We start from the raw sequence: 13,436 nt of genomic DNA, 5'->3' as shown, positions 1-13,436 counted from the left end.
ATTATCAATAGCATTAGCAGAGAACTTTCATCTGTTTGAAAATTGACAAAAGATATTTGTTTAGGTATATACTGAAACGATTTCATTTTGCCGACTATTACACATTATATAATTATCATCAACTTTTTTGACGCACAAAAAAGTTGCAAAAAATGCAATTGCTAGAACTTTATATTTTAAGAATATATTAAATATAGTGTAATACCCTAGTTTTAGGTCAAAAATGCAGTTCTTCGCGAAGCGTATCCGAGCCTGTCGAGGATATAGGTTCTTTTATACCAATACCGAAAGGTACCTACTCGGTAAAAGAACTGGGGGGTCTGCGTAAACACGCAGAGCGGTGGGCAAAGCCCTGAAAATATTTTAAATTAAAAAAATTATTTTGACAAAATATAGTTGTTTAGGTATATATTGTCAATTTTTATTATTTTATACGCTTCAAAAAAGAATTGCATTATCAACTAAATAGAATTTTATAATACTATCAAATCGATTACTAATTTATACAACATTTATAACAATTAGCTGTAAATTCTATATATTTTTTGATTGAAATTGATTATTTTTGATTGATTTTGATTGATTTTTGTCGTTTTTTTGCTATAATATTAGATATAAAGATAAATAAGGAATGTTAAAATGCTCAAAGTAAGCAGATATGAATTGATACTTGAAGTTATAAAAGAAAAAAAGAACATAAAAATAGAAGAATTGATAGAAAAGCTCAATGTGTCAGAAGCTACAATTAGAAGAGATTTAACATTTTTAGAAAATTCCGGAAAAATAAGAAGAGTGCATGGCGGTGCTATATCAATAGATACTCAGGAAGAAAGTATTTTATATAAAAAAGAAATATATTCAGAAGAAAAAGAAAAAATAGGAAAGTTTGCAGCTTCATTGGTTGATAGAGGCAGTACAATATATTTAGATGCCGGTACAAGTGTTTTTGCTATGATTAAATATTTAGCAGCAATAGAAAATATAAGAGTTGTAACAAACGGACTCAGCCATATAGATGAACTTTACAATAAAAAAATAGAAACTTATTTAATAGGCGGAAAGATAAAAATGCTTACAGGTGCTTTAGTTGGAGGAAGTGCTGTTTTATCAATAAAGAATTTTAATTTTGATTTGGCATTTATGGGAGCAAATGGAATAGATATAAACGGATATTCAACTCCAGATAGTGAAGAAGCATTAATAAAAAATGAGGCATGCACTAAGGCAGATAAAACATATTTTTTATGTGATGAATCTAAATTCAATAAGAAAAGTTTTGTGAATTTTTGTAATTTAGAGGAGTCTTATTTAATAACAAATGCAAAAGAAATAAATGAAAATATAAAAAATAAATTAAAAGGATTACACATTGTTAATTAATCAAAATAAAAAAGTGGGAGATTATTTATGATATATACTTTAACATTAAATCCTGCTGTTGATTATTATATAGACATGAATAACTTTGAAGAAGGAGATTTAAACAAAGTTAATAATGCCTATACATTGGCAGGAGGTAAGGGAATAAATGTTTCCAAAGTTCTAAAAAATTTTAATATTGATTCTATTGCTTTAGGATTCTCTGGCGGATTTACTGGTGATTATATAAAAAAACATCTTAAAGAATATGGTATCAAAGAAAATTTTATTGATTTAGAAGAAGATACAAGAATTAATATAAAATTAAAAACTGATAAAACAGAAACAGAAATAGCAGGAAAATCACCTAATATTTCAAAAGAAAAAGTTAATGAATTATTAAACTTTATTAAAGATAATATAAAAGATAATGACATATTAGTGTTATCCGGAAGCGTTCCTAATTCTGTTCAAAGCAGTATATACAAAGACATAATATCAAATGCAAATAAAAATATAAAAGTAATATTAGATGCAAGAGATGAAGCATTCAAGTTAGGAATAAAAGAAAAAGTATTTCTTACAAAACCAAATAAAAAAGAATTAGGCGAATATTTTAATAAGAACATAGAAACTACAGGTGATATCATAAAATATGCAAGAGAATTAATAAAAGATGGAAGCGAGAATGTGATTGTATCTTTAGGTAAAGATGGTTCAGTATTGGTAACAAAAGATAATGCATATATTGGAAATGCACCTGAAGGAAAGTTGATAAGTTCTGTAGGTGCCGGAGATTCTATGGTTGCTGGAATAGTTTATGGCATCAGCAATAATCTAAATATAGTTGATTCTTATAAATATGCCATAGCAAGCGGAAGTTCTACTGCATGCTCTGAAGGGTTAACTACATTTGATAATATGAAACAATTTTTAGAAAAAGTTGAAATAAAAACAATTAATGCTTAAATAATTGGAGGGTAACAATGCTAAAAGATGTTATAACTTTAGATTGTATTGATACAGACTTAAAGGGAACAACAAAATCAGAAATTATAGATGAAATGGTAGACATTCTCTATAAAAACGGCAAGTTAAATGATAGGGAAGAGTACAAGCAAGAAATATTAAAGAGAGAAGCTCAAAGTTCAACAGGTATGGAAGAAGGAATAGCAATACCTCATGGTAAAACTAAAGCTGTTAAAATCCCTACTGTGGCAATAGGTATTTCTAAGAAAGGCGTTGATTATGAATCATTAGACGGAGAGCCTTCACATTTGTTTTTTATGATAGCAGCTCCGGAAAATTCTAATGATTCCCATATAGAATTATTATCAAAAATTACTACATTACTTCTTGAAGATGATATTAGAGAAGCACTTCTAAATGCAAAAAGTAAAGAAGAAGTATTAGATATATTAATGAAAAATGCTGAAAAAGATAATGAAAATTCTTCTTTAAATCAGGAAAATAATAACAGCAGTGATTCATATCAAGTATTAGCAGTAACAGCTTGTCCTACTGGAATAGCACATACTTATATGGCAGCTGATGCATTACTTAAAAAAGGTAAGGAACTTGGCATTACTATAAAAGTAGAAACTAACGGTTCAAGCGGTGTAAAAAATGAACTTACAAAAGACGAGATAAAAAATGCAAAAGGTATAATAGTAGCTGCTGATAAAAATGTTGCTATGGAAAGATTTGCAGGAAAGAATGTTGATATAGTAGGAGTAAAAGAGGCTATAAAAAATCCTGAACAATTAATAAAAAATGCTATGAATCAAACAGCTCCTATATATCATAGCAATGAAGATAATAATCAAGCTTCAAACAAATTTGCTAAGAAACCAAAAACAGGCGTATATAAACATTTGATGTCTGGTGTATCAAATATGCTTCCATTTGTTGTAGGCGGAGGTATATTAATAGCATTTTCATTTATGTTTGGTATTAATGCAAGCAACCCAAATGATCCTTCATACAATGCATTTGCTAAACTTTTAAATGATATAGGCGGAGGAAATGCATTCTTCCTAATGGTTCCTGTAATGGCGGCATTTATTGGTATGAGTATTGCTGACAGACCCGGATTTGCTCCTGCTATGGTTGGAGGATTAATATCATTAAACAGCGGCGGAGGATTTTTAGGCGGTTTGATAGGCGGATTCTTAGGCGGATATATAACTCTTTTATTGAAAAAAGTATTTAATAAATTGCCTGAAAGTTTGGACGGAATTAAGCCTGTTTTATTATATCCTTTATTTGGTATTTTTATCACTGGTGCAATAATGTATATTTTTATTGTTGAGCCAATAGCGGCAATTAATTCAGGACTTTCTAATTTCTTGAAAAATTTAGGAACAGGGAATTTAATATTATTAGGTACAATACTTGGAGCTATGATGTCTACTGATATGGGAGGCCCTATAAATAAAGCTGCTTTCACATTTGGTATAGCTACTATAGCTTCCGGAGATTATGCTCCTCATGCTGCAGTTATGGCTGGAGGTATGGTTCCTCCTTTGGGTATAGCTTTGGCTACTACAATATTTAGAAATAAATTCTCTGCTGATGAAAGAGATGCTGGAAAAACATGCTATATTATGGGACTTTCATTTATTACTGAAGGAGCTATACCATTTGCTGCTTCAGATCCTATAAGAGTAATTCCTTCTTGTATGATAGGTGCTGCAATTGCAGGTGCTTTGACTATGGCATTTCATATAGAATTAAGAGCTCCTCATGGAGGAATATTTGTACTTCCTATAGTAAATAATCCTATAATGTATTTATTTGCTATAGTATTAGGTTCTGTTATAACAGCTGTTATTCTTGGATTTGTTAAGAAACCAGTAAATAATTAACATATATATCCTTAATCAAAAAGTATAGGGAATAAAGTTTATATCCCTATACTTTATTTTTTATAAAATATTTTTATTAAAAACTAAAGACTATAAATAGTTAAATTTTGTAATAAAAAATTTTGAATTTATTGATATTACATTTTCTTATTATTAATTTTTTTTATACTTAATCAAAAAATATAAATTTAATAAAGCATATAATTGTTTAGGTATATACTAAAAATTTTTAACTTTGTCAATTTTTTGTTGTTTTTTTTCCCGCCGCACACGCTCTGCTGACTTTGCAAAGAACCTTATATCCTCGATAAACTTGGATACGCTCCGCGAAAGTGCAATTATGAAATTAGTACTAAATCATACTAAAATTGTCTTATATGTAAGATAACCTATTAAATTAAAGTCTATATGTAGCCTTTCGCCGAAACTGCTTCTTTGGGGCAATACCACCCTAAAGGACTTCCTACGGTCGCAAAAGAAGTGGGGTTCTGCACGCTGTGTGCTTCACAGTGGGCAAAGACCCGCAAATATTTTAAATTAAAAAAATAATTTTTGACAAAATATAGTTGTTTAGCTATATATTATTTTTTATAACTATGGCATGCTAAATGCAATAGGGTAGTGTTATAATCTTTATTTGTTATAGTTTTATTTTGATAAATCATAGTTTTGAATTTATCATAAGAACTATGATTCTTATTTCTAAAACCGCCATTCATTTTTAAAGAATGTAAAATATCTCCTATGGTAATAGATTCAGGCTGACATGCTAAAATATAAGAAACATTTGCCCCATCAACAATTTTTATCACATACATAGATTTTTCTAATGCCTCAGATATTTCTGTTATTATAGTAGGAGGCGTTCTCAATTCTTTGGCTAATTCATACATTGTTATAGCCTTTTTTTTGTTTATGAATCTATAAGCTATTATATGCATAAATTCCAATGCTATTACTTCTTTTTCAGCAAATGATAATTTTACATTGCTTTTATCTACGCCATAAGATCTAAAATATTGTATAGAGTAGGTGAGTTCTGCTCCAAATAATATTATAATCCATACAATGTATAATAATAAGAGCAGTACAGGTATTTGTGCAAAAGAACTTGCTGATGATAATTCTGCCGGAGTTATACTTGTAAGCATATTATTTTCGCTGCTTATAGTAACAATATCATCTATTTTGAAATTATATTTAACTAATTGTTCTCCTACATTTGGAGAGAAATTTTCAAAATTAAGCATATTAGTTTCTATAGGTTTTTTTTCATAAGTTACGCTGCTTATTCCATTTCCTACATCTTCCATAATAACATAGCTTATTCTTTCTATCTTTATGCTTGATATATTTTCAACATCTATTTTTTGATTTTTTTGAAGTATATTTTCATCATTTTTATTTATATTGTTATTATAATATTCATTTTCGTTTTCATTTTCTTCATTGTTATTGTATTGATTATCTTGTGCATTGGTGCTGTATGTATTTATTTCTTTTACAAGATATTCTATTTTGTATCTATCGCTATCGAATATTTGTTTATAATTTCTTACATTTAGATTGAGTTTAAAATATACACTGAAAAGACTTATTATAGCAACTGCAACTAATATTGAAGATATTGCTGCATTAGACCAATTTACCTTAGTTTGAGGCACTAATACATAAGAAAATAACACTAATATAGATGTTGATATTATAGGTGTTACCCAAGACAATAATATTTTTACTAATGCTGGTAAATTATGTAAATTTATAGATGTATAAGTTATTAAAGTAAATGATATACCAATTAGTATAGGTATTAAGAATAATAATGCTATATAATTGGCAACAACTCTAGGTATTGAAGTTTTTATTTTTACACGCCATATTTTTATTAAAGATCTTTGTATACTATGAAGAATTAATGCAATACTGACTATAGTTGATATAATACCTATAGTACCAAAACTTGCCAAATTAGTATTATCTGCTATATTCAATATTTGTCTAACCATTGGTTCATAGAATGGGGCATGTTTTTCCATCCATTCAAATATGACAACAAATATGTTCTGATATATATTGAAAATTCTTAATATAAACAATCCTACTGTTAAAGCAGGTATAAAAGACAATGTTACTAAATATGTCAAAGCAGCTGCCCTTATAGTACAGTCATCTTTAAAAAAGTCTGTTATAGCAAATGTAATAACCCTATATGAATCTACTAAGAATTTTTGTATTGGGTTAAATGTATTTTGATCTATAAAATAAATGTCTTCTACAAGAAATTTTTTAAGTTTCTTGAAAAATTTGTTAATTTTTTGAATTTTAGCCATATAACACTTCTTGCAAAAAAAAATTATATATTGTATAATATACAACAATTAAGCGAGGGTGGCGGAACTGGCAGACGCACTAGACTTAGGATCTAGCGCCCTAGGCATGAGGGTTCGATTCCCTCCCCTCGCAATTCTTTTTATTCCTTCTTTTCCTCATCTTTATTGCCATTATTATCTGTTTTATTTTCATCTACCTCTATAGAGAACTTACATTTATTACAAACCTTTTTATATCCGCTTGAAGTCTTTATTATTCTCATAGAGTTTTTACAATTACAAAATGGACAGTCCTCATGATTTCTAAATACAATCATAGATATTAAATCTACAATTTTACCTATACCTGACACAAAGAATAATATTCCAAACATTAGAATGAATATTATAAATATAATTATCAAAAATATAATAACTAATAAGTCCACTTTTCAATAAAATCCATTATATTGTTTTTTATATTATATGTTAAATGTATGATTTTTTAAAGAAGTCAGAGTATATTTTTATTGTATTTGTATTAATATATTTTATAGGAAAATCTGACCAATTATCCAATTCATTATCCCATAATCTATAATAGTAATTATTTCCTTCTTTTTTCCATTCAAAAGTATAAGCTTGATTGTTTTTAGGCTCATTTTGGCAATCACTTGTATATTCTATCTTATTATTGTTAAAAAAAGTATATTTTTCCTTATTAGTTCCATTGATAAATTCCCAAGTACCAATGAATCTATAATCTACAACTCCTTTTTCTATACTGATAATCTCTTTTTTCTGACAAGAACCTAGCATAGATAAAAATAATAATAATATAAAAATACGAAGTTTATACATATTCTATAACCTCTCTATATAGTTTATATTTATAGTATCGTAATAAAAAACTTAAAATAAAAATACTATGTTAAGTAAAACTGTTTCTTTTTATATTGATGATTACTTATATTTATTATATAATGTTTTCAAAATTTATAAGTGTTAGGAGATTTTTATGCAAAACGATGGGAAGGCAATTAAAAAATCTAATAAGTTTGAAAGTTTCTTGAATATTATTGAAGTAATAGGAAACAAACTTCCAGACATAACAATCTTATTTTTGATAGCATTTTTTATAATGCTTTTTGTGTCATGGATACTTTCTTATTTTACATTCAATTATTATCACCCAACAACAGGCGAGCAAATAAAAATTATTAATATGCTTGCTCCTACAGAAATAACTAAGTTTATAACAAAGATGACAACAAACTTTATAAACTTTCCTCCTTTGGGAATTACAGTTGTTGCTACATTAGGTATAGGAGTAGCTGAGGGAAGCGGATTTATAAGAATGATTCTTATTAAATTATTAGCTATTATACCAAAGAAAGCTATAGCACCAGCAATTATATTTATTTCTGTTGTAAGCCATATAACTTCAGATTCTTCTTATGTTATATTGATGCCTATAGCTTCTATAATGTTTTTTGCTGTAGGAAGACACCCTTTAGCAGGTATCGCAGCTTCATTTGCTGGACTTGCAGGAGGTTTCTCTGCCAGCTATACACCTTCTACAATAGACCCTATAATGCAAGGTTTTACTCAGAGTGCAGCAAGACTTATAGATCCAACTTATACAGTAAATGTTTTATGTAATTATTTTTTAAGCATATCATCAACATTTGCAGTAATTTTAGTATGCTGGTTCATAACTGATAAAATAGTAGAACCATTTTTATGGAAAACTATGCCTATTGATGAAGGTATTAAACCAGAAGATACAAGTGTTTCTTCAATAACAAAAGAGGAAAACAGAGCTTTTAAAATAGCATTTTCTGTTTTAGTATTAATGATTGTACTTTTAGTAGTTTTACTTATACCAAAAAATTCTTTATTAAGATCTCCAAATGGTGAACTAACTACTCCAGATGCTCCAGTTATGCAGGCCATAGTTCCTATATTATTCTTGTTCTTAGTAATACCTGGATACATATATGGAAAGCTTACTAATAAATTCAAAACTACAAAAGATTTCAGTTTAGCTATGGCTGGAAGTGTTAAAAATTTAGCTTCATTTTTAACTTTCTCATTTTTCTGTGCTCAATTCTTATATGTATTTGGAAATTCAAATGTTGGTACATTAATAGCAATATCAGGTGCAGAATTTTTGAAATCTTTAAATATGGCTCCTCAAATAACAGTTGCAGGTATAACTTTGCTTACAGCATTATTGAATTTGTTAATAACTTCAGCTTCATCAAAATGGGCTATATTGGCTCCAATATTCGTTCCTATGCTTATGGCAGTTGGTATATCTCCTGAATTAACTCAGGCAGCATTCAGAGTAAGCGATTCAGCTATAAACGTTGTAACACCAATGTTTGCATTCTATCCGTTAATAATTTCTTATTGTCAGAAATACTGCAATAAAACTGGAGTTGGTACATTATCTTCTATGATGCTTCCTTATAGTATAGGATTGCTTGTAGTTCTTATGATAATGCTTTATATATTCTGGGCTTTAAATATACCTATAGGATTTAACAGCGGATATGTTTATCCTCCAGTACATTAATAGTTTTTTAGTTTTATAAAAATTTATAATTAAAAAAAGAGGTAGAAAAATGTTAAATGATAATATAAAAAAATTCCAAATAGACAGCTTTTTTAAATATTCAGCTATACCAAGTCAAAGTGATGCATCTGTAAAAAAACTTCCTAGTTCTGAAGGACAAATGAAATTAGCAAAAGTTTTGGCAGATGATTTAAAAACTTTAGGTTTAACAAATATTGTTGTAAATGATAATTCAATAGTTACAGCATTACTTCCAAAGAATAAAGATAATATATATTCTATTGGATTTGTAGCACATCTTGATACAGTTGATATTGGTTTAACTGGTGATGTTCATGCTCAAATACTTAAATTTGAAGGTAATGATTTATGCTTGAATAAAGAAAAAAATATAATGTTTAAAGTATCAGATCACCCTGAAATAAAAAATTATATGAATAATGATATTATCTTTTCAGATGGAACAAGCGTTTTAGGTGCTGATAATAAAGCTGCTATATCAACAGTTATGTCTGCATTAAAATATATTGCAGATAATAATGTTGAACATGGCGACATATATATAGCTTTTGTACCAGATGAAGAAATAGGACTTCTTGGTTCTAAAGCATTAGATTTGAATGTATTTAAGCCGGATTTTGCATATACAATAGATTCATGCGAAATAGGAGAGGTTGTATATGAAACATTTAATGCCGGAAGTGCTTCTATAGATATTGAAGGAGTAACTGCTCACCCTATGAGTGCTAAAGGCGTATTAGTTAATCCTATACTTATAGCAATAGATATGGCTAATGAATTTGACAGAAAACAAACTCCTGAATGCACAGAAAAGAAAGAAGGTTATATTTGGGTTCAAGGCATAAGCGGAAATCAGAGAAATGCTTCTTTAAAATTAAATATAAGAGATCATAATAAAAAACTTTATGAAGAGAAAAAAGCTAAAATTAAAGAAGTTGTTGAGAAATATCAAAAATTACAGCCAAGAGCTAAAATAGAATTAACTATGGAAGATGTATACGGAAATATAGCTGATTCTATAAAAGAAGATAAATTTCCAATAGATGTTATTTATGAAGCAATGAAAAATCTTAATATAGAACCTAAAACCTTATCAATGAGAGGCGGTACAGATGGTTCTGCTTTATCAGTAAAAGGTTTATTAACACCAAATTATTTTACAGGAGCACATAATTTCCATTCTATATATGAATTTTTACCTATACCATCATTCCATAAAAGTTTGGAAACTACTCTTGAGATAATAAGAATAATATCTTCTAAAGCAAAATAATTTTTTATATATAACTATTGATAATTAAACAAGATACTTTATATTTAAGGTTTCTTGTTTAATTATTTAAAATAATATTTTATAAAAAACTGTACTATATTGATATATAATTGATAAAATATTTTCAACATGTATAATAGAGCCTTACTATAAAAACAGACAATTAATATATTAGGATTTTTTATGAGAAACTATTTAGAATTATTAAAAAAAGTATTGGAAGAGGGCGAAGAAACTAAAGATAGAACTGGAGTAGGTACAAAAAGAATATTCGGACCTCAATTAAGATTTAAATTTGAAGGAAATAAAATACCAATCATAACAACAAAAAGAGTTTTTATGAAGGGTGTTATTATAGAATTGCTTTGGTTTTTACAAGGTTCTACTAATATTAAATTTTTATTAGAAAATAATGTACATATATGGGACGAATGGGCTGATGATATGGGAGAGCTTGGTCCAGTATATGGAAAACAATGGAGAGCTTGGGAAACTAAAGAAGGAAATAAAATAGATCAAATATCTAATATTGTTAATGCTTTGAGAAATAATCCAACAAGCAGAAGAATTATTTTGAATGCTTGGAATGTAGGAGAGATTGATCAAATGCATCTTCCTCCATGTCATATGATGTGTCAATTTTCAGTTAATAGCGAAGGCGGAATAATTACTCATTTATATCAGCGTTCAGCAGATTTATTTTTGGGTGTTCCTTTTAATATAAGTTCTTATGCTATACTTACTAGACTTTTAGCTATGCATAGCGGACTTCATGCTTCTGAACTTATAATGACATTCGGAGATGCACATATTTATAATAATCATATTGATCAGGTTAATATACAGCTTTCAAGAGAACCTTATCTTCAAACAACAGAATTATTTATAACAGAACGTCCTAATATATTTAGTCATGTTTATGAAGATTTTAAATTGGAAGGATATAAATATCACCCAACTATAAAAGCGGAGGTGGCAGTTTGATAGTTTCATTAATTGCTGCGGTAGATTCTAAAAATGGTATAGGATTAAATGGGATAATGCCTTGGGGACATATAAAAGAAGATATGCAATTTTTTAGAACTACAACTACAGGTTATGCTGTTGTTATGGGGCGTGTAACTTTTGAATCTTTATGTTCCAAACCGCTTCCTAAAAGAAAAAATATTATTGTATCTTCTAACGTTAATAATGAGCTTTTAGAAAAGTATGATAATCTTTGTTATGAAAATTCTTTTGAAAATGCTATTTCTAAATTATTATTAGAAAAGAATAATCAGATATTTATTATAGGAGGAGAATCGATTTATAAAAAATCATTAGATTATGCAGACAGAATTTATCTTACTCATATAAATAAAGATTATGGCTGTGATAGATTTTTTCCTGATTTTGATAAAGGTTTATTTTCTTATAAGAAGTTAAACAGTTTTGTTTATGATTATGTTAATGTAGATATAGTCGAATACGATAGAAAAAAATAATTTTATTTGATTAATCATTTATACAGTATTTATATAATGAGTTGTCATTATGAATAATATTATTATTTTCAAATAATATTTTGTATATATCAATATATTTTCTTAATGTATATAAATTAATTATTTTTATATAAAAAATGTTATATAGTTGCAAAATATTGAAATTACTGTAAACTTTTTTTATATTAATAAAATTTTTTTTATTAATTATAGTATAATTGTATATTATGATATTAATTTTGTATTATAATAAGGTTTGGGGTATAAAATTTAAAAAATAAATTAATTGCCTTCTGGTTTTTAATTTAGAGGAGTTAGTTTATGAATGAGCTTAGTAATTTATTATATTTAGCTAATGATTCTTTTTCTAAGGGTGATCATAGAAATGCTATAGAATATTTTGATAAATTACTTTTTTATTATGGAGATGTTCTGGAGATTTATAATAATAGGGGACTATCAAAAAGCAGTTTAGGAATGTATGAAGAAGCTATAAAAGATTTTGATAAAGTTATTGAATTAGATTCTAGTTATGTTCCTGCTTATAATAATATAGGTTTAGTAAAACATAATTTAGGACTTTGTGAAGAAGCTATAGAATATTATAAAAAGGCTTTGGAAATAGATCCGCACTGCATTCAGGCATATAATAATATAGGTTTAGCTAATTATAATTTGGGCAACTATGAAGAAGCTATTAAATATTATAATAAAACATTAGATATATCTAAGAATGCTCATACATATAATAATATAGGTTTGATAAAACAAGATTTAGGTCTTTATAAAGAAGCTTTAGAATATTTTCATAAAGCTATAGAAATAGATAGAAATTATACTAAGGCTTATTATAATTTGGGATTAGTAGAGTACAATTTGAAAAATTATAATGAAGCTATTAGATATTTTAATAAAGTTATTGAGTTGGATCCTAATTATGTTTCTGCCTACAATAGTATAGGTATAGTAAAACAAGATTTGGAACAATATGAAGAAGCCATTAAATATTTTGATGAAACTATAGATTTAGATTATCATTATTTTAGAGCATATTGTAATAGAGGAGTATCAAAACTCAAATTAAATTTATATAAAGAGGCTGAAAAAGATTTTACTAAATGTATTGAAATAGAACCTAAATATTCTTCTGCATATTATAATAGGGCTGAAACAAGATTTAAATTAAAACATTATATAGAAGCTATAGAGGATTATAACAAATCTGAAGAATTGGGAAATTTTACTGATGATTTATATTTTCACCGAGGATTTTCAAGATATAATACTTCAGATTATGAAAATGCTATAAAAGATTTTGATAAAACAAAGAAGAATATGAAAGTTACTATACTTAAATTTTTATCAAAATTCAAATCAATTTTTGTTAAAAAAAGACAATGTCTAAATAAATTATAATGTAATAAACCATAATTATTTAAACCTTCAATATATGACATATCAGTACAAATGCACAGGAGCCAGACATATTGCATTAAGTATTCCTTAGTTTTTTAAAGTATAACATAGGTGTATCATAATTTA

At 27.3% G+C, this 13,436-nt stretch carries 11 protein-coding genes and 1 tRNA gene; 9 read left to right on the top strand and 3 right to left on the bottom strand.

Features of this window, described 5'->3' with window-relative positions:
• The first annotated feature begins 639 nt into the window (after positions 1-639).
• Genes Q0K52_RS12690 through Q0K52_RS12680 form a run of 3 tightly spaced genes read left to right on the top strand, consistent with a single transcriptional unit; the run spans position 640 to position 4,226 of the window.
• The gene (locus tag Q0K52_RS12690) at positions 640-1,380 is read left to right on the top strand and encodes a DeoR/GlpR family DNA-binding transcription regulator (protein WP_297299977.1); all 741 of its coding nucleotides are present in this window, start codon (positions 640-642) and stop codon (positions 1,378-1,380) included.
• 27 nt (positions 1,381-1,407) lie between these two features.
• Positions 1,408-2,328: a 1-phosphofructokinase gene (gene pfkB / locus Q0K52_RS12685; RefSeq protein WP_297299974.1), complete on the top strand. Its 921-nt coding sequence runs from the start codon at positions 1,408-1,410 to the stop codon at positions 2,326-2,328.
• A gap of 17 nt (positions 2,329-2,345) precedes the next feature.
• On the top strand, positions 2,346-4,226 hold the full coding sequence (locus Q0K52_RS12680; RefSeq protein ID WP_297299972.1) for a fructose-specific PTS transporter subunit EIIC: 1,881 nt from the start codon (positions 2,346-2,348) through the stop codon (positions 4,224-4,226).
• Between the two features lie 581 nt (positions 4,227-4,807).
• On the opposite strand, the gene Q0K52_RS12675 is transcribed toward Q0K52_RS12680, so the two are convergent.
• Entirely contained in the window at positions 4,808-6,556 is a 1,749-nt protein-coding gene (locus tag Q0K52_RS12675; protein ID WP_297299970.1) for a YhjD/YihY/BrkB family envelope integrity protein, read from the bottom strand.
• 52 nt (positions 6,557-6,608) lie between these two features.
• Here Q0K52_RS12675 and Q0K52_RS12670 point away from each other — a divergent pair.
• A tRNA-Leu gene (locus Q0K52_RS12670) sits at positions 6,609-6,689 on the top strand.
• A gap of 7 nt (positions 6,690-6,696) precedes the next feature.
• Here the strand turns inward: Q0K52_RS12670 and Q0K52_RS12665 are convergent.
• Both Q0K52_RS12665 and Q0K52_RS12660 read right to left on the bottom strand, forming a co-directional pair.
• Positions 6,697-6,984, bottom strand: coding sequence for a hypothetical protein (locus Q0K52_RS12665; RefSeq protein ID WP_297299968.1), 288 nt, complete (start codon positions 6,982-6,984; stop codon positions 6,697-6,699).
• Between the two features lie 40 nt (positions 6,985-7,024).
• Positions 7,025-7,396, bottom strand: coding sequence for a hypothetical protein (locus Q0K52_RS12660; protein WP_297299966.1), 372 nt, complete (start codon positions 7,394-7,396; stop codon positions 7,025-7,027).
• 157 nt (positions 7,397-7,553) lie between these two features.
• Between Q0K52_RS12660 and Q0K52_RS12655 the strand changes: the two genes are divergently transcribed.
• The 5 genes from Q0K52_RS12655 (at position 7,554) to Q0K52_RS12635 (ending at position 13,310) form a co-directional block, all read left to right on the top strand.
• Complete coding sequence (locus Q0K52_RS12655) at positions 7,554-9,116, top strand: AbgT family transporter (RefSeq protein ID WP_297299964.1); 1,563 nt, start codon at positions 7,554-7,556, stop codon at positions 9,114-9,116.
• Positions 9,117-9,165: 49 nt separating this feature from the next.
• The gene (gene pepT / locus Q0K52_RS12650) at positions 9,166-10,410 is read left to right on the top strand and encodes a peptidase T (RefSeq protein WP_297299962.1); all 1,245 of its coding nucleotides are present in this window, start codon (positions 9,166-9,168) and stop codon (positions 10,408-10,410) included.
• A 183-nt stretch (positions 10,411-10,593) separates the two neighbouring features.
• A complete protein-coding gene (locus Q0K52_RS12645; RefSeq protein ID WP_297299960.1) occupies positions 10,594-11,394 on the top strand; it encodes a thymidylate synthase in 801 nt (266 codons plus the stop codon).
• Complete coding sequence (locus Q0K52_RS12640) at positions 11,391-11,894, top strand: dihydrofolate reductase (protein WP_297299958.1); 504 nt, start codon at positions 11,391-11,393, stop codon at positions 11,892-11,894. Before Q0K52_RS12645 ends, Q0K52_RS12640 begins: the two co-directional genes overlap by 4 nt.
• Before the next feature lie 321 nt (positions 11,895-12,215).
• On the top strand, positions 12,216-13,310 hold the full coding sequence (locus Q0K52_RS12635; protein WP_297299954.1) for a tetratricopeptide repeat protein: 1,095 nt from the start codon (positions 12,216-12,218) through the stop codon (positions 13,308-13,310).
• Positions 13,311-13,436 lie beyond the last annotated feature (126 nt).

Origin of the sequence: uncultured Brachyspira sp., from assembly GCF_944390845.1 — a bacterium.
Classification (GTDB): Bacteria; Spirochaetota; Brachyspiria; order Brachyspirales; family Brachyspiraceae; genus Brachyspira; species Brachyspira pulli.
The sequence above is the reverse complement of the archived record's forward strand: the minus strand, read 5'-3'. Positions and strand labels throughout refer to the sequence as shown.

What these genes read in the sequence shown, in the direction of transcription:
- Q0K52_RS12690 (WP_297299977.1), top strand. Translation starts at nt 640, where the DNA reads ATGCTCAAAGTAAGCAGATATGAATTGATACTTGAAGTTATAAAAGAA.
- pfkB (WP_297299974.1), top strand. Translation starts at nt 1,408, where the DNA reads ATGATATATACTTTAACATTAAATCCTGCTGTTGATTATTATATAGAC.
- Q0K52_RS12680 (WP_297299972.1), top strand. Translation starts at nt 2,346, where the DNA reads ATGCTAAAAGATGTTATAACTTTAGATTGTATTGATACAGACTTAAAG.
- Q0K52_RS12675 (WP_297299970.1), bottom strand. Translation starts at nt 6,556, where the DNA reads ATGGCTAAAATTCAAAAAATTAACAAATTTTTCAAGAAACTTAAAAAA.
- Q0K52_RS12660 (WP_297299966.1), bottom strand. Translation starts at nt 7,396, where the DNA reads ATGTATAAACTTCGTATTTTTATATTATTATTATTTTTATCTATGCTA.
- Q0K52_RS12655 (WP_297299964.1), top strand. Translation starts at nt 7,554, where the DNA reads ATGCAAAACGATGGGAAGGCAATTAAAAAATCTAATAAGTTTGAAAGT.
- pepT (WP_297299962.1), top strand. Translation starts at nt 9,166, where the DNA reads ATGTTAAATGATAATATAAAAAAATTCCAAATAGACAGCTTTTTTAAA.
- Q0K52_RS12645 (WP_297299960.1), top strand. Translation starts at nt 10,594, where the DNA reads ATGAGAAACTATTTAGAATTATTAAAAAAAGTATTGGAAGAGGGCGAA.
- Q0K52_RS12635 (WP_297299954.1), top strand. Translation starts at nt 12,216, where the DNA reads ATGAATGAGCTTAGTAATTTATTATATTTAGCTAATGATTCTTTTTCT.